15 protein-coding genes are annotated in these 21302 nt (G+C 61.4%); 7 read left to right on the top strand and 8 right to left on the bottom strand.

Annotated elements, in window-relative coordinates:
- The first annotated feature begins 34 nt into the window (after positions 1–34).
- The 3 genes from F3I15_RS02355 to F3I15_RS02365 all read left to right on the top strand — a co-directional run bounded on the left by F3I15_RS02355 (position 35) and on the right by F3I15_RS02365 (position 4401).
- The gene (locus F3I15_RS02355) at positions 35–1693 is read left to right on the top strand and encodes a BCCT family transporter (protein ID WP_150016399.1); all 1659 of its coding nucleotides are present in this window, start codon (positions 35–37) and stop codon (positions 1691–1693) included.
- A gap of 64 nt (positions 1694–1757) precedes the next feature.
- Entirely contained in the window at positions 1758–3635 is a 1878-nt protein-coding gene (locus tag F3I15_RS02360; protein ID WP_150016400.1) for a DUF294 nucleotidyltransferase-like domain-containing protein, read from the top strand.
- A 7-nt stretch (positions 3636–3642) separates the two neighbouring features.
- Positions 3643–4401 carry a 3'-5' exonuclease gene (locus tag F3I15_RS02365; RefSeq protein WP_150016401.1) on the top strand — a complete coding sequence of 253 codons (759 nt, stop codon included), beginning with the start codon at positions 3643–3645 and terminating at the stop codon, positions 4399–4401.
- Here F3I15_RS02365 and F3I15_RS02370 read toward each other — a convergent pair.
- On the bottom strand, positions 4390–5811 hold the full coding sequence (locus F3I15_RS02370; RefSeq protein ID WP_150016402.1) for an EmmdR/YeeO family multidrug/toxin efflux MATE transporter: 1422 nt from the start codon (positions 5809–5811) through the stop codon (positions 4390–4392). The two genes, F3I15_RS02365 and F3I15_RS02370, sit on opposite strands and share 12 nt — an antisense overlap.
- A 272-nt stretch (positions 5812–6083) precedes the next feature.
- Between F3I15_RS02370 and F3I15_RS02375 the strand changes: the two genes are divergently transcribed.
- Complete coding sequence (locus F3I15_RS02375) at positions 6084–7538, top strand: AMP nucleosidase (protein WP_150016403.1); 1455 nt, start codon at positions 6084–6086, stop codon at positions 7536–7538.
- A gap of 55 nt (positions 7539–7593) precedes the next feature.
- Here F3I15_RS02375 and F3I15_RS02380 read toward each other — a convergent pair whose 3' ends face one another.
- The gene (locus F3I15_RS02380; RefSeq protein WP_217647492.1) at positions 7594–8892 is read right to left on the bottom strand and encodes an NCS2 family permease; all 1299 of its coding nucleotides are present in this window, start codon (positions 8890–8892) and stop codon (positions 7594–7596) included.
- Between the two features lie 405 nt (positions 8893–9297).
- On the opposite strand from F3I15_RS02380, the gene F3I15_RS02385 reads away from it, so the two are divergent.
- Entirely contained in the window at positions 9298–10038 is a 741-nt protein-coding gene (locus tag F3I15_RS02385) for a response regulator (RefSeq protein WP_150016404.1), read from the top strand.
- Here the strand turns inward: F3I15_RS02385 and F3I15_RS02390 are convergent.
- The 5 genes from F3I15_RS02390 to F3I15_RS02410 all read right to left on the bottom strand — a co-directional run bounded on the left by F3I15_RS02390 (position 9981) and on the right by F3I15_RS02410 (position 15513).
- A complete protein-coding gene (locus tag F3I15_RS02390) occupies positions 9981–11027 on the bottom strand; it encodes a carbohydrate kinase family protein (RefSeq protein ID WP_150016405.1) in 1047 nt (348 codons plus the stop codon). The two genes, F3I15_RS02385 and F3I15_RS02390, sit on opposite strands and share 58 nt — an antisense overlap.
- A 1-nt stretch (position 11028) precedes the next feature.
- Positions 11029–11889 (bottom strand): ketose 1,6-bisphosphate aldolase, encoded by an 861-nt coding sequence (locus F3I15_RS02395; protein ID WP_150016406.1) that lies wholly within the window; start codon positions 11887–11889, stop codon positions 11029–11031.
- 116 nt (positions 11890–12005) lie between these two features.
- A complete protein-coding gene (locus F3I15_RS02400; RefSeq protein WP_150016407.1) occupies positions 12006–12944 on the bottom strand; it encodes an ABC transporter substrate-binding protein in 939 nt (312 codons plus the stop codon).
- A 72-nt stretch (positions 12945–13016) separates the two neighbouring features.
- Positions 13017–14000: a ribose ABC transporter permease gene (locus F3I15_RS02405; RefSeq protein ID WP_150016408.1), complete on the bottom strand. Its 984-nt coding sequence runs from the start codon at positions 13998–14000 to the stop codon at positions 13017–13019.
- Positions 14001–14010: 10 nt separating this feature from the next.
- Positions 14011–15513: a sugar ABC transporter ATP-binding protein gene (locus F3I15_RS02410; RefSeq protein ID WP_150016409.1), complete on the bottom strand. Its 1503-nt coding sequence runs from the start codon at positions 15511–15513 to the stop codon at positions 14011–14013.
- Between the two features lie 145 nt (positions 15514–15658).
- Here F3I15_RS02410 and F3I15_RS02415 point away from each other — a divergent pair, with 145 nt between their 5' ends.
- Complete coding sequence (locus tag F3I15_RS02415; RefSeq protein ID WP_150016410.1) at positions 15659–18241, top strand: ATP-binding protein; 2583 nt, start codon at positions 15659–15661, stop codon at positions 18239–18241.
- 10 nt (positions 18242–18251) lie between these two features.
- Here the strand turns inward: F3I15_RS02415 and F3I15_RS02420 are convergent, their stop codons facing one another.
- Positions 18252–18824 carry a phosphonate C-P lyase system protein PhnH gene (locus tag F3I15_RS02420; protein ID WP_150016411.1) on the bottom strand — a complete coding sequence of 191 codons (573 nt, stop codon included), beginning with the start codon at positions 18822–18824 and terminating at the stop codon, positions 18252–18254.
- A gap of 280 nt (positions 18825–19104) precedes the next feature.
- On the opposite strand from F3I15_RS02420, the gene F3I15_RS02425 reads away from it, so the two are divergent.
- Positions 19105–21258 (top strand): putative bifunctional diguanylate cyclase/phosphodiesterase, encoded by a 2154-nt coding sequence (locus tag F3I15_RS02425; RefSeq protein WP_370513322.1) that lies wholly within the window; start codon positions 19105–19107, stop codon positions 21256–21258.
- Positions 21259–21302 lie beyond the last annotated feature (44 nt).

Below are 21302 nucleotides of genomic sequence, written 5' to 3' on the forward strand. Positions count from 1 at the left end.
TTAACAACAACACGTAAGTCGCGAGGAAATCACTATGGCGGATTCCAGAGATCCGATGACGCCTGATGGCGAAGTATCGCCCTATGATACTGACTATCAGGTAGGCCAGGATAATATTATCGTGAACGTCGGGCCATTTGGCCTCGATATTCATAACCGGGTATTCGCTATATCCGGCATCGCCGTAATCGTATTCGTTATATTAACGCTGGTGTTTCAGAGTGATGTTGCCCCGCTGTTTAAAGGCATGTTGAGTTGGCTTACCACCCGACTCGACTGGTTCTTTCTTTCTGCCGGTAATATCTTCGTGATCATCTGCCTGGGTCTGGTTTTCTCCCCGCTGGGCAAGGTGCGTCTCGGCGGCACCCTCGCCCGACCCGATTACAACTATGTCACCTGGTTTTCGATGCTGTTTGCCGCCGGTATGGGCATCGGCCTGATGTTTTACGGCGTCTCGGAGCCGCTGTCACACTTCTCCAGCGCGATGGGCGGCACGGTGGCTGAAAATGGCGCACGTACCGACTGGGCGCCGCTGGGCGGGGCTGGCGGTTCGGCAGAGGATGCGACGCGACTGGCTATGGCAGCGACCATATTCCACTGGGCGCTCCATCCGTGGGCAATCTACGCCGTTCTCGCCCTCGGACTGGCGCTCTTCACCTTTAACAAAGGCCTGCCGCTAACCATCCGCTCGCTCTTTTATCCGCTGCTGGGAGACGCCGTATGGGGCTGGCCCGGTCATCTGATCGATATTCTTGCCGTGCTGGCCACGCTGTTTGGCCTCGCCACCTCGCTCGGGCTGGGTGCCTCGCAGGCCGCATCCGGACTCAATTTCCTGTTTGATGTACCGCTGGGGCAAACCACGCAGATTGTACTGGTGATCGCGATTACCGCTATCGCCACCTTTTCCGTGGTTGCCGGACTGGATGCCGGAGTACGGCGCTTATCAGAAGCGAACATGATCCTCGCCGGTCTGCTGCTGCTGTTTATTATCGTGGTCGGCCCGACCATGCTGCTGTTCAGCGGCTTTTTCTCCAATCTCGTCTCCTACATTGAGTTCCTGCCCGCGCTCTCTAATCCGGTCTCCCGCCCCGACAGCAACTTCGCCGCCGGCTGGACCTCCTTCTACTGGGCGTGGTGGATCTCCTGGTCGCCGTTTGTCGGCATGTTTATCGCGCGTATCTCACGCGGCCGCACCGTACGGGAATTCATTGTCTCAGTGCTGCTGGTGCCGTCGCTGGCATGCGTGCTGTGGATGACGGTGCTGGGCGGCACAACTATCCATCAATATTTTACCGAAGGGTATCAGAGCATTGCCGATGCGATTCTGCCGCTGCAGCTCTTTACCATGCTCGACACGCTGCCGCTGGCAAAAATTACCTGCGTGGTTGCTATCATTCTGGTGGTGGTGTTCTTTGTCACCTCGGCTGACTCCGGCACGCTGGTGATCGATATCATCGCCTCCGGCGGTAAAATCGAGTCCCCTACCGCGCAGCGCGTCTTCTGGTGCGTGTTTGAAGCGCTGGTGGCGATTGCGCTGATCCTCGGCGGCGGGCTGGATGCCCTGCAGGCGATGGTGGTCTCGACCGGATTGCCCTTTGCGCTGGTGCTGCTGGTCGCGTCGGTCGCGGTTGTAAAGGGATTGCTCTCTGAGCCACGCCCGACGCGCCCGGCTCCCGCCGTGCGCAATCAATAGCACGTAAGCAGGCGGATAGCCGACCGGGCTATCCGCCGCTACCGCTGCATAAAGGGAGATCGTCATGCAGGCCGGACATCAGGAAATCATCGATTTTATTCAGCGCTATCCGCCGTTTAATACCCTGCCGCTGACGGCGCTGGCACGGATCGCAGCTACTCTTGAGGTGAGCTATTTCAAAGCCGGCACGCCGATCCTCACCTTTGGTCAGCAGGTTGACGCCTGGTATCTCATCCGCAGCGGCGCAGTGGAGATCTATCGCCGCAACGGCGACCTCTATAATCGCCTCAGCGCCGGCGGCTATTTTGGTGAGTTCGGCTTATTGCGTGAGAACAGCGTGCGCTTTCCGGTTACCGCTCTGGAAGATACGCTGACCTATCTGATTCCCGCCCCGATTTTTAATGAGCTGTTCAGCAAATATGAAGAGTTTGCCGACCTGGTGGAGGTGGAAGATCGCACCCGACTGCGGCAGACCGTGGCGCGTACCGAAGAGGCGAGCGGCCTGATGACGTCGCGCATCGAGGCGCTAATCAGCCGGCCACCGGTGACCATCGACAGCCGTGCCACGGTGTGTGAAGCCGCACAGAAAATGAGTAAAGAGGGCGTCTCATCCCTGCTGATTGTCACCCCGGAGGCGGATGGAGAGCGCTCCCGGAAACTGACGGGCATCGTCACGGATAAAGATCTGCGCGACCGGGTAATTGCTCGCGGCCTGAGCTTCGATACGCCAGTCGCGACCATTATGACCGGGCAGCTGACACACGTCAGTCACCACCAGCTAGTGTTTGAAGCGATGCTCATTATGATGCAGCACAACATACATCATCTGCCGGTGCTGAAGCAGGACCTGCCGGTAGGGGTGATTTCCCAGTCAGATATTATCCGCTATGAGTCGCAAAACAGCCTGTTTCTCGTCAGCCGTATTTTTCACTGCAACAGCATCAGTGAGCTGAGCGCGCTGAAAAATGAGGTCCGCGCCTGCTTTAGCCGCATCGTGCGTGAAGACGCTAACTCACAGATGACGGGCCGCGCCATGGCGGTGATTGGACGCAGTTTTACGCAGCGGCTGCTGGCGCTGGCTGAAGCGGAGCTGGGGCCGCCGCCGGTGCCCTACTGCTTTATCACGCTGGGGTCGATGGCGCGCCAGGAGCAGCTGCTGGTCACCGACCAGGATAACGCGCTGATCCTCGACAACCGGTATGATGCATCCCGCCATGAAGCCTATTTTATGGCGCTGGCGCGCCGCGTCTGTGACGGCCTGGCGGCGTGCGGCTATCACTACTGCAGCGGTAACATTATGGCCACCAACGGGCGCTGGCGGCAGCCGCTGGCCGTCTGGGAGGGATACTTTGATGAGTGGATCGACACCCCTTCCCCGCAGACATTGCTCGACAGCGCGATCTTTTTTGACCTCGATGCCGTATGGGGTCAGCTGGCGTGGGGCGAGCAGCTGAATAAGCGTATTACGCATAAAGTCCGGCACAACTCGCGCTTTCTCGCCTGCATGGCGCGCAACGCGCTGCTGCGTAAACCGCCGCTGGGGTTCTTTAAAAATTTTGTGATGGAGCCTTCCGGTCAGCATACGCAGTCTATCGATATGAAACGGCGCGGCACCGCGCCGCTGGCGGATCTGATCCGCGTGCATGCGCTGGCGGCCGGTTCAGCGGCTCGCAACTCGTTTGATCGGCTGCAGGATATTATGCAAACCGACCTGCTGCCGCACGGGCGCGGTCAGGATCTGCGCGACGCGCTGGAATTTATCTCGATGGTGCGTATCCGCCATCAGGCGCAGGATGTGGAGAGCGGTCAGGAGCCGGATAACCGCATTGAACCGCTTAATCTCTCTGAGTTCGAACGCAAAAATCTTAAAGATGCGTTTCAGATCCTGAGCAACGCACAAAAATTTCTCAAATACCGTTACCAGCCAGGCCGGAAAGTGTGAGGTAAACATGCTGCATATCAGTAAAGAGCTGCTGCGTTCCGCCCCTGCGCCAGCGCCGCGCACGGGAGTCGCGCCCGCGTGGCCTGCACTGCTGGCGCAGCAGGCCGCAACGGCACGCCACCCGGCGCTGCAGCACTACTATCGGACTGGCGTACCGGACGCCGCGACGCCGATCGGCGAGGTGCCGCTGCTGGCAATGGATTTTGAAACCACCGGTCTGAATACCCGGCGTGACGATATTGTCAGTATCGGCCTTATCCCTTTCAGCCTGACGCGTATCCGGCTGAGTGAAAGCGCACACTGGATCCTCAACCCGCGGGCCGATTTACGCCATGAATCGGTGGTGATCCACGGCATCACCCACGCGACGGTCGCGCAGGCGCCCGATCTGAGCGAGCGGCTGCTGAAGCTGCTGACGATGATGGCGGGCCGCGTCATGGTGGTGCACCATCGCGGCATTGAGCAGCATTTCCTGAACGCGGCGCTGCAGCGGCGCATCGGAGAGGGCATTATTTTTCCCTGTATCGACACGCTGGCGCTGGAGGGGCTGCTCTGTCAGCACGCCCCGGTCAGCCGTCTGAAGAGACTCTGGCGCGGCAGGTCACGTCCCTCGCTCTGCCTGCCGGAGAGCCGGGCGCGCTATCATCTGCCGCACTATCCGGCCCATAATGCGCTGACGGACGCGCTGGGCTGTGCCGAGCTGCTGCAGGCGCAGTGTGCCCACCATTTCCCGCCGCAGACGCCTTTGCGTGAGTTATGGTGCTGAGCCAGCCGCTTTTGCCACCATACGCCGGTAGTTATGCAGCCACTTGCCGCTATTGAGCCGCCACCAGAAGCAGAGACCGCGTACCGTCCAGTCCAGGAACATGCCAAGCCACACGCCGATCACCCCCATGCCCAGTTCGATACCCAGCAGATAGCCTGCCACCACGCGGGCGCCCCACATGCTGAACATCGATACAAACATGGTATAGCGTGCATCGCGGGCGCCTTTCAGTCCGGCAGGCAGCACCCAGGAAGCGGTCCAGATCGGCATAAACGCGGCGTTGAGCCAGATCAGATGTTTTGTAACTTCAATCACTTCCGGATCGCGGGTATAGAAGCGCGCCAGCGTACCCGCCAGCGGCACGGTGATCAGCGCCAGCGTACAGAGCCCGACCATCGCCAGCCAGAATACATGCCTGATCTGCCGCTCCGCCTGAAACACCTGATTCCGGCCCAGACGCTTGCCGGTAATAATGGTAGAGGCCGAACCCAGCGCGTTGCCCGGCAGGTTAATCAGCGTGGCGATAGAAAAGGCGATAAAGTTGCCGGCGATTTCATTGGTGCCCATACCGGCGACAAAGATCTGCGTCAGCAGCTTGCCGCCGTTAAACAGCACGGACTCAATACTCGCCGGCACCCCGATGCCCAGCACCTCCATCAGAATGGCGCGATCCCAGCGGCGGAAGTAGCTGCTGAGCGTAAGCTTCAGCGCCGGGCTGATACCGCGCCAGAGCGTATAGAGCACCGCCAGCGCCCCGATATAGCGCGAAATCGTCAGCCCGAGGCCTGCCCCGACGAAGCCCATCCCTTCCCAGCCCAGCGCGCCATAAATCAGCACGCTGCTGATAATGATGTTCAGGATATTCATGCCACCGTTGATCAGCATCGGGATTTTGGTGTTGCCCGCCCCGCGCAGGGCGCCGCTGCCGATCAGCGCAATCGCCGCCGCCGGGTAGCTCCAGGCGGAGGTCTGCAGATAGCTCAGCGCCAGCTGTTTGACCTGCGGATCGGCGCTGCCGGCGATGACGTCGATAATCAGGTGTCCCCAGAACTCAATCGCCAGCGCCAGCACCAGCGCCAGCACGGTCATCAGCCCCAGCGACTGCCGGGTGGCGGCGCGGGCGCGTTTACCGTTACGGCGCGCCAGGCTAAACGCCACCACCACGGTGGTGCCGAGATCGATAGCGGCAAAAAAGGAGATAATCACCATGTTGAAGCTGTCTGCCAGCCCGACACCCGCCATCGCCTCTTTGCCCAGCCAGCTGACCAGAAACGTGCTCAGCACGCCCATCAGCATCACGCAGAGGTTTTCAATAAAGATAGGGATCGCCAGCGGCGCGATCTCACGCCACAACAGCGTGCGGTACATCCGGCGCCGCGGATACCACGCCGTATTACGCACCGCCCGCATTACTGCCACACCGGGATTTTGCAAGAGAGTACCAAATCACTTTGGATGAGAGAGGAGAGGTAATGATGATAGGCGCCCGGCGATTATGCAAAGTCTTTGCAGCGGCCATTTAATCATTATTACAAACTTTTTATTTCTGCCCGCTTTGCGCAGCCGCGTTAATTTCCGCCTGCAATCATTCCGCTGGCAGAGCGTCACAGATTCTTAATTATGTCAGCCGCTTTATCCGCTATGCTCTGCTCAACCTGATCCATTTTCCTGAAGGAGAATCTATGCAAACACAACGGAACGGATTGACTGCCCATCAGGCACTGGATGAGCTGGAGCGCAGCTATGACGCAGCAGTGGACGCGCTGCGCAACGCCATTCGCGACTTCACTGAACGCGGCACGCTACCTGACGCAGAGCAGCGGCAGCAGGGGCTGTTTGTCTACCCGGAGCTGCGTCTGACCTGGCAGGGAGAGGGTCCGCAGCAGAACCGCACCCGCGCCTGGGGCCGCTTTACCCATACCGGCCGCTACAGCACCACCATCACCCGTCCTGCGCTGCTGCGCCACTATCTCAGCGAGCAGCTGCAGATGATTGAGAAAGAGTATGAGGTGCTGATTGAAGTGGGGCCGTCGCAGCAGGAGATCCCCTACCCTTACGTGATTGACGGCTCGGATCTGTCGCTGGACCGCTCAATGAGCGCCAGTATTGCCCGCCACTTTCCCACCACCGAGCTGTCGCAGATTGGCGATGAAACCGCCGATGGCCTGTTCAACGCCGATGCCCGCTTCCCGCTCTCCCACTTTGACGCGCTGCGCACCGACTTCTCGCTGGCGCGTCTGCGCCACTACACCGGCACGGCAGTAGAGCATTTCCAGCCTTTCGTGCTGTTTACCAACTACACCCGGTACGTCGATGAGTTTGTGCGCTGGGCGATAGAACAGGTGCAGGATCCCGCCACGCCGTATGACAGCCTCGCCTGCGCCGGCGATGTCGTGATCACGGCGGAAACGGCCGATCCGGCGGCGATGATGTCCGATCTGGCGTGGAAAAAGCATCAGATGCCCGCCTGGCATCTTACCTCGCCTAACCGGCGCGGGATTACGCTGGTCAATATTGGTGTAGGCCCTTCCAATGCCAAAACGATCTGCGACCACCTGGCGGTGACGCGTCCGCACGCCTGGCTGATGATTGGCCACTGCGGCGGCCTGCGCGAAAGTCAGAACATCGGCGACTATGTGCTGGCGCACGCCTACCTGCGTGATGACCATGTGCTCGACAGCGTACTGCCGCCGGATATTCCGGTGCCCAGCATCGCCGAAGTGCAGCGTGCGCTCTATGACGCAACCAAGTCAGTGAGCGGCATGCCGGGTGAAGAGGTTAAACAGCGGCTGCGCACCGGTACGGTGGTGACCACGGACGATCGCAACTGGGAGCTGCGCTACGCCGCTTCCGCGCTGCGTTTCAACCTGAGCCGCGCCGTGGCGGTAGATATGGAGAGCGCGACCATCGCGGCGCAGGGCTACCGCTTCCGCGTGCCTTACGGTACGCTGCTGTGCGTATCAGATAAACCGCTGCACGGTGAGATCAAGCTGCCGGGTCAGGCGAATCGCTTTTATGAAGGGGCCATCTCTGAGCATCTGCAGATTGGCATCTGTGCGGTAGAGCTGCTGCGCGCCGAGGGCGATAAGCTGCACTCCCGCAAGCTGCGCACCTTTAATGAGCCGCCGTTCCGCTAACGCGCCGGCCAGCCATTATCAGCAGGGAAGCCCGGACGGGCTTCCCTTTTTTTCATCAGGCGCTGAGCCAGCCCAGCTTGATGACAAACAGCAGCGAGAGGATCACCAGTGCGCTATTCACTTCCCGGGCGCGGCCGCTCAGCAGCTTAACAACGGTCCAGGTAATGAAACCGAAGGCGATGCCGTTCGCAATTGAGTAAGTCAGCGGCATGGTCAGCGCCGTTACCGTTACCGGTGCCGCCGTCGTCACATCTTTCCAGTCAATTTCCGCCAGGCCCGATGCCATCAGCACGGCGACGAACAGCAGCGCCGGGGCGGTAGCCCAGACCGGTACGCTACCCGCCAGCGGCGAGAAGAACAGGCTCAGCAGAAACAGCGCGGCCACCACAATGGCCGTCAGGCCGGTGCGTCCGCCGGCGCTGACGCCAGCCGCAGATTCCACGTAGCTGGTGGTGGTTGAGGTACCGAGCAGTGAGCCAAACAGCGCCGCCGCGCTGTCAGCAATCAGTGCGCGCCCCATTTTTGGCACGTTGCCCTGCTCATCCGCCAGACCTGCGCGTTTGGTTACGCCCAGCAGGGTGCCGGTATTATCAAACACATCAACAAACAGAAAGGCAAAAATAACGCTTACCAGCCCCACATTAAAGGCACCGGCAATATCGAGCTGCATAAAGGTCGGTGCGATTGAAGGCGGCGCGGAGAAGACGCCGCCAAACGGCGTCAGGCCGATACCCATAGAGATAAAGGTCACCACCAGGATGCCAATCAGCACTGCGCCGGTCACGCGGCGCGCTTCCAGTACCACGATGATAAAAAAGCCGAGCAGCGCCAGCAGCGGCCCTGGTTTGGTCAGATCGCCCAGCCCGACCAGCGTCGCCGGGTTATCCACCACAATGCCGGCCCCTTCCAGCGCAATCAGCGCCAGGAACAGGCCGATACCGGCAGCGATGCCGGCGCGCAGCGGCAGCGGGATGCTGGCAATAATCCACTCGCGGATTTTAAAAATCGAGAGCGCAAAGAAGATCACCGCCGACAGAAACACCGCACCCAGCGCAATCTGCCAGGTGTAGCCCATATGCAGCACCACGGTGTAGGTAAAGAACGCGTTGAGCCCCATGCCGGGTGCCAGCGCAATCGGATAGTTAGCAATCAGTCCCATCAGAATCGAGCCGATCGCCGCCGCCAGGCAGGTCGCCACAAACACCGCCCCTTTATCCATGCCGGTCGCACCCAGAATAGAGGGGTTAACAAACAGGATATAGGCCATGGCGAGGAAAGTGGTGATCCCCGCCACGATCTCCGTGCGCACGGTGGTGTTATGCGCTTTAAGCTTAAACAGTTTCTCTAACATCATTTTCTCTCATGAGCGGAGACGCAGCGGCTGCGCGTTCTCACTGGCCAAAGTGGTTAACAGCTGATGGTTGTTGCTGAAAGCGAGCCTGCCGGACGTGAGGTGCCCCCTCCGCTTTCCCCTGTCCTGATAGCAATTGCTGTGCCATCTCCTGCGCAATCGTTTACGTTTTCCGTTGCGCATCCGGTTAAGAAAAGTCTGAACCAGAAAGAGGCGCGATTATGGTGCATTGCCCCGCTGCTGCGCAATCGTTTTCCTCGCTATCCGCTAAAGCACAATAATTTTGCGGTGCCGCACGCTTTCGCATTCTGCCTGGCGATATCGCTCACGTTTCTGCTGCACGATTCAGCAGGCTAATAACAGCAGGTTATAGTGCCTTTACTCTCTGCATGATAACGAGGCCGCACCATGAAGCCCGCGATACTGATCGTTGACGATGATCGTGCCATCTGTGAACTGCTGCACGATGTCTTGAGTGAGCACGTTTCCGCCGTGTATCGCTGCCACCTCGGGCGCGATGTTCAGGCGCTGCTGACGCAGCATGCGGATATTTCACTGGTGATGCTCGATATGATGCTGCCGGATACAAACGGGCTGCTGGTTCTGCAGCAGATCCAGCGCGAGCGGCCGGATGTGCTGGTGATCATGCTGACCGGAATGGGATCGGAAGCGGAGATGGTGGTGGGCCTGGAAATGGGTGCCGATGACTATATCGCTAAACCTTTCAATCCGCGCGTAGTCGTGGCGCGGGCGCGCGCCGCACTGCGCCGCAGCGGCAGGCAGGATGAACCAGGTGCTGTTATCCCTGCGGGCTGGCAGTTTAACGGCTGGCAGCTGGATGAGGTGCGCTGCCAGCTGCTGAATCCGCAGCGTGAAAGCGTGCCGCTGACGCAGGGGGAGTATACGCTGCTGCGCGCGCTGGTCGCTCACGCTCGCAAGGTGTTAACCCGCGACCAGCTGCTGGAGCTGACGCACAGCGAAACGCTGGATGTCTTTGACCGCACTATCGACGTGCTGATCATGCGGCTGCGGCGCAAAATCGAAGCTAACCCGCATCAGCCAAACCTTATCCGCACCATTCGCGGCCTCGGCTATGTATTTTCAGCCGACGTGGTGCGCCCGGCGACGCGCGTATCGCAGATCGCCTGATCCATCCAGCGCTGCATCTCCGGCAGCGGCCGGATGCCATCCAGCGCGTTCGCCGCGCGCAGGTTAAAGCAGGCGCAGGTGTGCGCCAGCTGCAGCGTGGCGGACAGCGTAAACCCCTCGTGGCTGGCGTACAGCACACCGGCGCAAAAAGCGTCACCCGCTCCCACGCTGCCGACAATGTCGCTGGCATCAAGCTGCCACGCCGGCTGCCAGCACGCCTCTCCGCCCCTTTCTGCCCCCCACGCTCCTTCCGGCGCGTGGATCACCACGCGCTGACGCACCCCCTGCTGCAGCAGCCATGCACCCGCGGCGGCAAACGTCTCGGGCGGAGCAAGAGTGCCGCTGTGCCGCAGGGGGATGCCGGTCAGCGCCGCCGCCTCCAGCTCATTAATGATTAAATAGTCGAGCCAGCGCAGCGCCGGCAGCACCAGGCTGCGGTGATCGCCGGCGCGGGAGACCAGATCGAGCGAGGTCAGATAGCCGCGCTGCTGCATCTGCGCCAGCAGCCGCGCGCTGCGCGTGCCGAACTGCGCGTCGGGCCGGTCAAGCTGGTCGAGCAGCAGCAGATAGCCGAGGTGAAAGATGCGGTGCGGAGTAGTGAGGTCGCGGAAATGCGCCACATCAAGCAGCGCGCTGGCGCCGCGCGCGTGAAAAAAAGTGCGCTGACCATCCGGCGCGGTCATCACCTGCGTCATAGCGGTAGCCGCCGCGCAGGTGCGCGTTACGCCGCGGCAATCCACGCCCTCCTCACACAGCCGCTGCAGCAGATAGTCACCGTCCGCGTCCTCGCCGGTGATACCCGCAGCCGCCAGCGGTAAACCTGACTGCATGCGCGCCAGCGTCAGGATCACATTCGGCACCGCGCCGCCGCTGCAGCGCTCACGCGCCACAATTTCGGTCAGCCAGCCCTGCTCCGGCCAGTGCGTTATGCGCTGTACATGATCGACCAGCAGGGTGCCGGCGGCCAGAATGCCGCTGCGCGCCGTCATCTCAGGCGCGTCCGCTGCTGCCGAAAATCTGCATCTGCTGCGCGACCACGCTGCTGATACTGCGCTCCACCGCCATAAGCAGCTCAGCAAAGCTGTCATAGCGGGCGTCGCGCTGGCCAATCTGCGTTTCTATTGCGTCCAGCGCCGCCTGGGACATGCCGGTGTAGAAGTTGATTTTATGAATGCCGAGCGTAATGGCGCGGCGAAAATCGGCGTCGCTAATCCCCGAGCCGCCGTGCAGCACCAGCGGAATACCTGCCGCGCTGCGGATCGCCGCCAGCCGGTCAAAGTCGAGGCGCGGTTCGCCTTTATATTTGCCGTGCGCGTTACCGATCGCCACCGCCAGGCAGTCGATGCCGGTGCTCTGCACAAAATCAGCCGCCAGCGCCGGATCGGTAAATTTTGCGCTGTCCGCCTCACCGGTCAGCGCCCCACCCTCGTCGCCCCCCACTGCGCCCAGCTCCGCTTCGACCGAGACGCCCACCGCATGACAGAGTTTTACGACCTCCTGCGTCTGACGCACATTCTCGTCATAGCTCAGCCCGGACCCGTCAAACATCACCGAGGTAAAGCCCAGGCGCACCGCCTGCACCACCGCCTCAAAATGCAGACCGTGATCGAGATTGAGCACCACCGGAATCGCGTGCCGCGCCGCCTCGCAGCGAATCGCCGCGACCAGGTGATCGAGGCTGACATACTTAAAATGTACCTCTGCGAGGTTGATGATAAAGGGTGAACGCTGCTGCTCTGCTGCCTGAAACAGCGCGCGCAAAAAGTGGGTATCGAGGACATTAAATGCGCCCAGGGCGTAGCCGTGCTGCTGCGCATGGGCCAGCCCCTGCGCCAGAGATATCAGTGCCATGAAGTGCTCCCGTCACGTGAGGAGTAAATGGTTGGTGCGGCGGTCAGGCAACCTGCCTGCCGCCGCGGCTCTCTTCCGCAGGCAGGAGAGAGGTTGCAGCCGGAAAATCTGCCGCGTTATTTTACTGTCCAGCCTTTGTAGCTGCTCACGTTGTCGCGATCGATCATCGTTACCGGAATCAGCACCGGTTTGTCGGGTGCAGCTTTACCTTGCAGTATGTTGTAACCAATTTCCACCGCTTTCTCCGCCATCACCTGCGGGTCCTGCGCCGGGGTCGCCACAAATAGCGAGCCTTTACGCTTCAGCGCCTCTTCCCCGTCTGGCGAACCATCGACCCCGACAATAAAGAATTCGCTGCGCTGCGCCTGTTTTGCCGCCAGGTCGGCGCCGATGGCGGTCGGATCGTTGATGGCGAACACGGCGTCAATTTTCGGATTAGCGGAGAGCAGACCGGTCATCACCTCCAGCCCGCCTTCACGGCTGCCTTTGGCGTTCTGGTTGTAAGAGAGCAGCTTAATATCGGGGTGCGTCTTCAGCTCGCTCATGCAGCCTTCGACGCGGTTCTGCACCGCTGAAACCGGCGGTCCGTTGATGATCACCACATTGCCCTTCGCCTTCAGCCGGTCAGAGATATATTTACACGCCATCGCGCCGGCCTGGGTGTTATCTGAGGTAATGGTGGCGTTAGCGCCATCTGCGGCCACGTCCACCGCCACCACGACAATGCCGGCGTCGCGCGCCCGCTTCACCGCTGGCGCAATGCCTTTGGAGTCAGCGGCGTTGAGGATGATCATATCGACTTTGGCGGCGATAAAGTTGTCAATTTGCCCCACCTGCTGACCGAGATCGTAGCCGCTGGAGACCAGCGTCACGTTAACCTTGTCACCTGCCAGCTCGCGGGCTTTCAGTTCGGCACCTTTAGTGATCTGCACAAAGAACGGGTTGGCGAGATCGCCTACGGTTACCCCTATCGATTTCAGCTCTTTTGCCTGTACCAGCGGCGCGCTCAGCAGCGTGGCGGCCAGCAGTCCGGTTACAATCGGATTAAAACGCATAGTTGATGTTCTCCTGCCTTTTTTATTGTCAGCGGTCCGCGGGATCGCCACCTGGAAATGTTCTGCCGGTCTTCAGCTGACGTGATGACGGGTACGGTATTTATCGATTAACACGGCGACGATGATCACGCCGCCTTTGATCACCAGCTGCCAGAAGTAGGAGACGCCCATCAGCGTCATGCCGTTGTTGAGCGTGGCAATAATCAGTGCGCCAATCAGCGTGCCGGTGATGGTGCCGATACCGCCGACAAAGCTGGTGCCGCCGAGGATCACCGCAGCAATCGCATCCAGCTCATAGCCCACGCCAAGGTTGCCATTGGCGCTGTAGAGTCGTGAAGCGCTCATCAGCCCCCCCAGCCCGGAGAGCAGGCCGCTCATGGCGTAGACAAAAATCAGCACCGCACCGACTTTAATCCCGGTCAGACGGGCCGCCTGCATATTGCCGCCCACCGCATAGATATGGATGCCTAAAGTGGTCCGGCGCAGAATGAACCAGCAGAGCGCGATGACCGCAAAGGCGATGATGATCAGCCACGGCACCGGCCCGAGATAGCCGTTACCTATCCATTCAAAATTGATGCTGGAGTTAATGACCGTTGTACCGTCAGCCAGCAGATAGGCGGCCCCGCGCAGAGCGGTATAGGTGCCTAGCGTGACGATAAACGGCGGCAGCCCGGCCCAGGCGACCAGAATGCCGTTGAAGAGCCCCATGATCAGTCCGGCGCCCAGCGCCGCAGGGATCGTCAGGTTGGCAAAGGCGGGATCGAGCGACACCACCATCGCGACCACTGCCGTGGTGCCGAGCATGGAGCCCACCGACAGATCGATACCGCCGGTCAGAATGACAAACGTCATCCCCGCCGCCAGCACAATGTTGATAGAGGCCTGCCGGGTAATGTTCAGCAGGTTCGCCTCGGTGAAGAAATTAGGTGCGATAAAGCCAAACACCGCCACAATCAGGATCAGAATCGGCAGGATCCCCACCGTCTGCAGCAGGTCGCTCATTAACGCCCGTTTCAGCGTCGGGCTGGTTACGCGTGCGGTTTCGCTGGTCATTCCTTTCTCCTCAGGCTGTAACCGGCTGAGCGCCGGTGGCCAGTGTCATGATATTTTCCTGGCTGATGGCGTCGCCGCTCAGCTCGCCGGCAATGGTGCCTTCACGCATGACGTAGACGCGATCGCTCATGCCCACCACCTCCGGCAGTTCGCTGGAGATCATCAGAATCGCCACGCCCTGCTGCGCCAGCTGATTCATCATGCGGTAAATTTCACTCTTCGCCCCGACATCCACACCGCGCGTCGGCTCGTCCAGAATCAGAATGCGCGGCGCAATAGATACCCAGCGGGAGATCAGCAGCTTCTGCTGGTTGCCGCCCGATAGCCCGCCCGCGCGAACCTGCACATGCGGCACGCGAATATTGAGTGAGGCGATAGCGTCAGTGGCGATCTTCTGCCCCTTACGCCGGTTCAGCAGGCCGTAGCTGGCGTCGCGCTCCAGCGTCGCCATCACAATGTTTTCGCGGGCGGCCAGTTCCAGAAACAGCCCCTGCTCTTTGCGGTTTTCAGTGAGAAAGCCGATGCCGCGCGCAATCGCCTCGCGCGGGGAGCGGATGTGCACTTTTTCCCCGTCGATCCAGATCTCGCCGCCGGCGGGCTGCTGCACGCCAAATATCAGCTGCGCCAGCTCGCTGCGTCCGGCGCCCACCAGGCCGGCGAGGCCGACAATCTCACCGGCCCGCACCGCCAGGCTGCTGGGGTGAACCTTGTTCCGGTCAGTCAGGTGGTTGACCGCCAGACGGATAGCGCCAAACGGAATGTCGCGCGCTTTGTTAAACAGATCGCTGAGCGGACGCCCGACCATCATGCGCACCAGTTCACTGGCATTGAGCTGCTCACGCGTCAGGCTGCCGACATACTCGCCGTCGCGCAGCACGCTGACGCGATCTGACAGCTCATACACTTCAGCCATGCGGTGACTGATGTAGATAATCGCCATGCCTTCGCTGCGCAGCCGCTTGATCAGCGCAAACAGCTGCTCTGTTTCCCGACTGGAGAGTGCGGCGGTGGGTTCATCCATCACCAGAATGCGGCTGTTGCGGTGCAGCGCGCGGGCGATCTCCACCTGCTGCTGTTCGGCGATGCTCAGACGGCCGACCAGGTCGGTGGCGCTGAAGCGCGCGCCGAGCCGCGCAATCACCTGCTGCGCCTCTTCCGCCATCTGCCGGCGTCTCACCAGCCCGCCGCGCGCAATCTCACTGCCGAGAAAAATGTTCTCTGCCACCGTGAGGTTGGGTGCCAGATTGATCTCCTGATAGATCAGCGTAATGCCCGCCGCCAGCGCCTCTTTAGGGCCGCGGATGGCGTACGGCTTGCCCTCAATCAGGATCTCTCCGCTGCTGGCGCTGTAGGCACCGGCCAGAATTTTCATCAGGGTGCTCTTGCCGGCCCCGTTTTCGCCCATCAGCGCGTGTACTTCACCCGGCCAGATAGTGAGATCCACGCCCTTCAGGGCGTAAAAGCTGCCGAAGCGCCGGGTAATACCGCGCATCTCCAGTATCGGTGCTGTCATTGCCGCGCTCCTGCTGCCGGATAGTGCTGAGCAGTGTCGCCGCGCAACATAAATGGAAAATGTCAGCGCCCGTTCATATTTGTCATATTGCCTCTGCGCGCCACTTTTATACTCGGCTGACGTTCCGCATTGCGAGGGGTGGCGCATGAGTCAGACTCTGCCGTGGTATGCCGGTGCCCGTGGTCGCCTGCTGCTGTTTAATCTGCTGGTGGTCGGCGTGACGCTGGCGGTCAGCCTGGTGGCGATTACCGGATTTCGCCACGCCGGCACGATTCAGGAACAGGCGCAGGCGCAGACGCTGGCCGATATGAATGGCAGCCTGGCGCTGGCGCGTGATACGGCCAACGTGGCGACGGCGGCGGTACGCCTGTCGCAGGTGGTGGGTGCGCTGGAGTATCAGAGTGAATCGGCCCGCCTGCAGCAGACGCAGCAGGCGCTGCAGCAGGCGCTGACGCAGCTGGCGGCGGCACCCGTGGCCAGGCAGCAGCCTGCCCTGCTCAGCCGCATTCGTGAGCGCAGCCAGATGCTGGAGCAGAGCATCACGCTGCTGCTGCAGCGGGGACATCAGCGCCACCTGCAGCGCAACACCATGCTGAGCGAGCTGTGGCAGGCGCAGCTGCTGCTGAACCGGATCTCAGCGCTTGCGAGCGACGCCGCTTTTCTGCCGCTGCGCCAGCAGAGCGAGAGCCTGCTGGCGGTGGCGATCCGCTCCGCCGCGCCGCAGGCTGCGGTGCAGCAGCTCTCATCCATTCTGCCGATCTGGTCAGCCCTGCCGCTGGAGGGCGTACTGGCGCTGCAGCGGGCGCGCTTTGTCCATGCCCTTCGCGCGCTGGAGCCGGTCGCCGCCGGGCTTGAGGAGAGCGACACCGGCATCGCCTACGCGACTTACCGTATCAAGGCGCTGGTGGCGATGCTCAATGAAGATATTACCCGCTATGTACAGCAGGTGGCGCAGCAGAGCGATGCGCGCAGCGCCAGCACCCACCGTGAACTCAACTCTGTCATCGGTTTTATCGCGCTGTTTATGCTGCTGGCGCTGCTGATCACCGGTTACGCCGGCTACTACATCTACCGCAATCTCGGCTCCGGCCTTACCGCTATCGCCCACGCGATGACGCAGCTGGCGCAGGGGGAGAAAGGCGTCAGCGTACCCGGCCAGACGCGGCGCGACGAACTGGGCGATCTGGCGCGGGCGTTTAACGTTTTTGCCCGCAACACCGCCTCACTGGCGCACACCTCTTCACTGCTGAAAGAGAAAAGCACCCAGCTGGAGTCAACCTTTCTCGCCATGCGCGACGGCTTTGCGCTGTTTGATAACAGCGGTCAGCTGGTGGTCTGGAACGCGCAGTATGCGCAGCTGCTCGGTATTGCGCCGCATGAGCTGCGGCGTGGCCTGCACTATCAGCAGCTGCTGGCACGGCTGGATGTGCAGCTGCTCAGCCTGCAGGATGCGCAGGAGGTTAGGCTATCCGACGGGCGGACGCTGGAACTGCGTTTCAGTCCGGTGCCGCGTCGCGGCATGGTCAACACCGTGCTGGAGCGCACCTCGCGAAAAGCGCTGGAAGAGGCGCTGCTGCATAGCCAGAAAATGAAAGCGGTGGGCCAGCTGACCGGCGGACTGGCGCACGACTTTAATAATCTGCTGGCGGTAATTATCGGCAGCCTGGCGCTCACCGCCGATCAGCTGCCGGCTGGCACGCTGGCTACCCGCATTGAACGCGCCCGCCAGGCGGCGGACCGCGCCGCGCAGCTTACCCAGCGACTGCTCGCGTTTTCCCGTAAACAGGCGCTCTATCCGCGGGCGGTCGCGGTCGTGGATCTGGTAGAGGATTTGCATTCGCTGCTGCAGCACACCCTGCTGCCCGGTCAGCAGCTGGTAACAGAAGCAGCACGTCCCGGCTGGCCGGCATGGATCGATGCCGGTCAGCTTGAAAATGCGCTGATGAACCTGGTGGTTAACGCGCGCGACGCGCTGCAGCAGCAGCCCGGTGAGATAGTGCTGCGCGTCTGGAACCAGCGCAAAGCGTCCGCGACGGGGAAACGCGAGTGGGTAGTGGTTGAGGTGATCGATCGCGGCTGCGGCATGTCAGCGGAGGTGCGTCAGCAGGTGTTCGAACCCTTCTTCACCACCAAGCCCACCGGCAGCGGCAGCGGGCTGGGGCTGTCGATGGTGTATGGTTTTGTGCGGCAGTCAGGCGGTGAAATTGCGCTGGAGACCGCGCCGGGCCAGGGTACCACGGTACGCCTGCTGCTGCCGCGTGCGGCGGAGGCGGTACAGCCGGTGGCGGCTCCTCCACCCACGCTGCCCGGTGCGAGCCGCGACCGGCTGGTGCTGGTGCTGGATGATGAACCCGCCGTACGGCAGACGCTGTGTGACCATCTGCATCAGCTTGGCTATCTGACGCTGGAGTGCGGCGACGGTGCCAGCGCGCTGGCGCTGCTGCAGCAGACCCCCGATATCGATCTGCTGATCAGCGATCTGATGCTGCCCGGTGCGCTCAGCGGCGCCGATGTGATACGTCAGGCGCAGCAGCAGTGGCCGCAGCTCGCCACGCTGCTGATCAGCGGGCAGGATCTGCGCCGGTCGCAGGTTACGCTACCGCTGTGCGAGCGGCTGGCGAAGCCCTGGCAGCAGGCGCAGCTGGTTCAGGCGCTGGAGCGGGCCTGTCAGCGCAGCGCACGGCTTAATCGCGCGCGGCAGGCTGCTGCCACACCGCTTTCCCGCTGATAGCCTGCGTTCAGCACACCGCCACCCGGACAGTATGCGGCAGCGCCATGAGCGTTTCGCCGCAGGTAAAAATGAGATCTGACCGCTGCCGGCCGGGATGCGGATGCTCACGCAGATAAGCGAGCACTGCCGGCGGCAGCTGCGGTGCAACCGCGCGCGTTTCACGCAGCCCCTCGCCGCTGAGACGCAGCGTCAGGCCGCCGTTCAGGCCTTGCAGCTCAATAATCAGCGTGCGGTTATGCCCGGCGGCAGCCTGCCCGGCCATCAGAGTAGCGGGATCGGGATTCGCACGGGCGTGACTCAGGGCCAGCGACGCGTTGCAGGCGGAGACAAGCGGCATGCCGGTACAAAAATGCAGCGTGCTGCGCAGCGCCACACTCTCAATCTGCGGATCGAGCCACAGCGTATCTGCTCCCTCTTCCCGCGTCAGCAGCAGCGCGCTGGCGGCAGAGGAGAGTTCGCGCTGCCCTGGCATCAGCGGCAGCGACACGATAACGCCTGGCTCGCTCATCGCTTTGCGGACGCGGCGTGACGCCTGCTGAGCATCCGCAACGGAATAATGAAAACTGGCCAGTAAAGTCATGGGTCCTCTCCGGATACCGGAATAAAAAATAAACAGCCGGGCGCTTTCAGCGCCGTGTCCGGCTGCCCCGCCCGTTTTGATGAACGCTCAGAATGCGCGCGGCAGATGACAGCGCGGTGACGATGGCGTGACGGCGTGATGAATCAGCCGCGGCCGCTGAGGCTAACGCATCAGGATGATTAATAAATGCATCTCGCGCCGCGCCGCTCTCCGCCAGGCACAAACCCGTCTTTCTGCTAACTTATTCAATACGGCCGCCTGTTTATATGAAGAAAAAATAATGAATTCAATCAGAACATCCCGTCAGTTCCGGCACAGTTTTTTGCGTCAGGTGGTCGCGCCGCTGCTCGCGATTCTGGTGCTGTCGTTTGCCGGGGCCGGCAGCGGACTTTACTGGGGGACATCCGTAACAAACAGTGAAGCGCGTGAGCAGCAGCAGCGTATGATTGCCGCCTCATTCGACCAGAGCCTCAGCGAGCATTTGCGCCAGCTGCGCAGCCTGACGCGCTGGTCACCGCTCGCCACTCATCTGACGCTGCGTGACGCCGACCGGGCGTGGCTGGATCAGAACGTCGGCAGCTGGCTTTATGAGATGTTTGCCCATCAGCTGATTCTGCTGCTGGACAGCAGGCAGCAGCCGGTTGCTGCCTGGCGCAACGGTGAGCCGGTCAGCCTGCAGGCAGTCGGCCCGTGGCTGCGCGACCTGCTCGTCACGCCGCTGGTAGCCAGCGCGGCGGGCGCAGAAGATCGGGCCGATTTTGTGCGCATCGCCGGTCGTGCTGCTGCACTGGCCGTGGGTGAAATCAGCGCGCCTGATACAACAAACCGGTTTAGCCTGGTAAGCGTCGCGTTTCTTGACGACGGCTATCTGCGCCACCTTTCCGATCGCAGCCAGCTGGCGCAGCTGCACTTTAGCAACGCGCCGCCCACCGATAGGGAGATGGCTTTCTGGCCCCTCGCATCGCAGAGCGGGCAGCGGGTAGGCTATCTGAGCTGGCAGCCCGATAAGCCCGGCGCGCAGATGCTGCGCACGATCGTGCCCTCAACGCTGCTGTCGGTGCTGATTATCACCCTGCTCTGCCTGTTTATGGTACGGCGCATATGGACCTCCTCGCTCAGCCTGTCGCAGTCGCTGGTCCGGCTGGGTGCCAGCGAGGCGCAGGCGCAGCACCTTGCGTTTCATGACGTGCTGACCGGCCTGCCCAACCGTGCGCTGGTAGAAGATCGCCTGACCCAGGCGCTGGCCGCGGCGCTGCGGCACGATCGCCGCGTGGCGCTGCTGCTGCTCGATCTCGATCGGTTTAAAAATATCAATGACACCTGGGGCCATCACGCCGGCGATGAACTGATCCGCGAGGTAGCACGGCGCCTGAGCGAGATTGTGCGCACCAGCGACACCGTGGGACGCATCGGCGGCGATGAGTTTATTATCGTGATGCCGGATACGGAGACTATCGGCCAGGTGCATACGCTGGCGCAGCGCATTATCAGCGCGCTCAGCGCCCCTTATCATCTGCTGGGCAATGAGCTGTGGGTTGGCGTCAGTATCGGCCTGGCGCTGGCACCGAAAGATGGCGTGGACCGGCTGGAGCTGATGCGTAAGGCGGATATCGCGCTGTATGACGCCAAAAATCACGGGCGCGGTCAGTTTCGCCAGTTTGAGAAAGCGATGGATGAGTCGCTGCGTACCCGGCAGGAGCTGGCAGCAGAGCTGCGTCAGGCGCTGGTTAATTTTACCGGGCTGGCCGTCTGGTATCAGCCGCTGATGGAGATTAACGGCGAGCGCGTTGTCGGCGTTGAGGCGCTGCTGCGCTGGCACCATCCGACCCGGGGCGATATCTCCCCGGCTGACTTTATCGCTATCGCCGAAGAGACCGGGCTGATCCTGCCGCTCGGCGAGTGGGTGCTGCGTGAAGCGTGTAAGACGTCGCTGAAGCTGCCGCAGGTGGTGGTGGCGGTGAACGTTTCACCGGTGCAGTTTCGCAGCAGCGGCTTTGTCTCCCGGCTGCTGGAGATTGTTGCGAGCGAAGGCGCCGATCCGCAGCGCCTGGAGCTGGAGATCACCGAAGGCGTGCTGATTGAGGATGAGCATGCGGCCCGCAGCTCTATCATTGCGCTGCGCGAAGCGGGCTTCCGTATCGCGCTGGATGATTTTGGCACCGGCTACTCCAGCCTTAACTATCTGAGCAGTTTCCCGGTCGATAAGATTAAAATCGACCGCTCATTTACCCAGTCGCTCGGCGTGGCAGATAACTCAACCGCGATTATTGAATCAGTCGTTCGGCTGGGGCACGCCATGGGCCTGACCGTCACCGCCGAAGGTGTGGAAACTGAAGGACAGATGCACGCCCTCGCCAATGCCGGCTGTAACCAGCTGCAGGGCTATCTGTTCAGCCACGCCGTCCCGCTGACCGAGATTGAAAAAATGGTATAGGTGCCAGGGACGCATAAACGATGCCAGGGACGCATTAATGCGTC

Origin of the sequence: Pantoea sp. M_9, from assembly GCF_008631385.1 — a bacterium.
GTDB lineage: Bacteria > Pseudomonadota > Gammaproteobacteria > Enterobacterales > Enterobacteriaceae > Pantoea > Pantoea eucrina.

What these genes read in the sequence shown, in the direction of transcription:
- F3I15_RS02390 (WP_150016405.1), bottom strand. Translation starts at nt 11,027, where the DNA reads ATGACGGCGCGCAGCGGCATTCTGGCCGCCGGCACCCTGCTGGTCGAT.
- F3I15_RS02400 (WP_150016407.1), bottom strand. Translation starts at nt 12,944, where the DNA reads ATGCGTTTTAATCCGATTGTAACCGGACTGCTGGCCGCCACGCTGCTG.
- F3I15_RS02425 (WP_370513322.1), top strand. Translation starts at nt 19,105, where the DNA reads ATGAATTCAATCAGAACATCCCGTCAGTTCCGGCACAGTTTTTTGCGT.
- F3I15_RS02405 (WP_150016408.1), bottom strand. Translation starts at nt 14,000, where the DNA reads ATGACCAGCGAAACCGCACGCGTAACCAGCCCGACGCTGAAACGGGCG.
- F3I15_RS02355 (WP_150016399.1), top strand. Translation starts at nt 35, where the DNA reads ATGGCGGATTCCAGAGATCCGATGACGCCTGATGGCGAAGTATCGCCC.
- F3I15_RS02385 (WP_150016404.1), top strand. Translation starts at nt 9,298, where the DNA reads ATGAAGCCCGCGATACTGATCGTTGACGATGATCGTGCCATCTGTGAA.
- F3I15_RS02410 (WP_150016409.1), bottom strand. Translation starts at nt 15,513, where the DNA reads ATGACAGCACCGATACTGGAGATGCGCGGTATTACCCGGCGCTTCGGC.
- F3I15_RS02395 (WP_150016406.1), bottom strand. Translation starts at nt 11,889, where the DNA reads ATGGCACTGATATCTCTGGCGCAGGGGCTGGCCCATGCGCAGCAGCAC.
- F3I15_RS02370 (WP_150016402.1), bottom strand. Translation starts at nt 5,811, where the DNA reads ATGCGGGCGGTGCGTAATACGGCGTGGTATCCGCGGCGCCGGATGTAC.
- F3I15_RS02380 (WP_217647492.1), bottom strand. Translation starts at nt 8,892, where the DNA reads ATGATGTTAGAGAAACTGTTTAAGCTTAAAGCGCATAACACCACCGTG.
- F3I15_RS02375 (WP_150016403.1), top strand. Translation starts at nt 6,084, where the DNA reads ATGCAAACACAACGGAACGGATTGACTGCCCATCAGGCACTGGATGAG.
- F3I15_RS02420 (WP_150016411.1), bottom strand. Translation starts at nt 18,824, where the DNA reads ATGACTTTACTGGCCAGTTTTCATTATTCCGTTGCGGATGCTCAGCAG.
- F3I15_RS02365 (WP_150016401.1), top strand. Translation starts at nt 3,643, where the DNA reads ATGCTGCATATCAGTAAAGAGCTGCTGCGTTCCGCCCCTGCGCCAGCG.
- F3I15_RS02415 (WP_150016410.1), top strand. Translation starts at nt 15,659, where the DNA reads ATGAGTCAGACTCTGCCGTGGTATGCCGGTGCCCGTGGTCGCCTGCTG.
- F3I15_RS02360 (WP_150016400.1), top strand. Translation starts at nt 1,758, where the DNA reads ATGCAGGCCGGACATCAGGAAATCATCGATTTTATTCAGCGCTATCCG.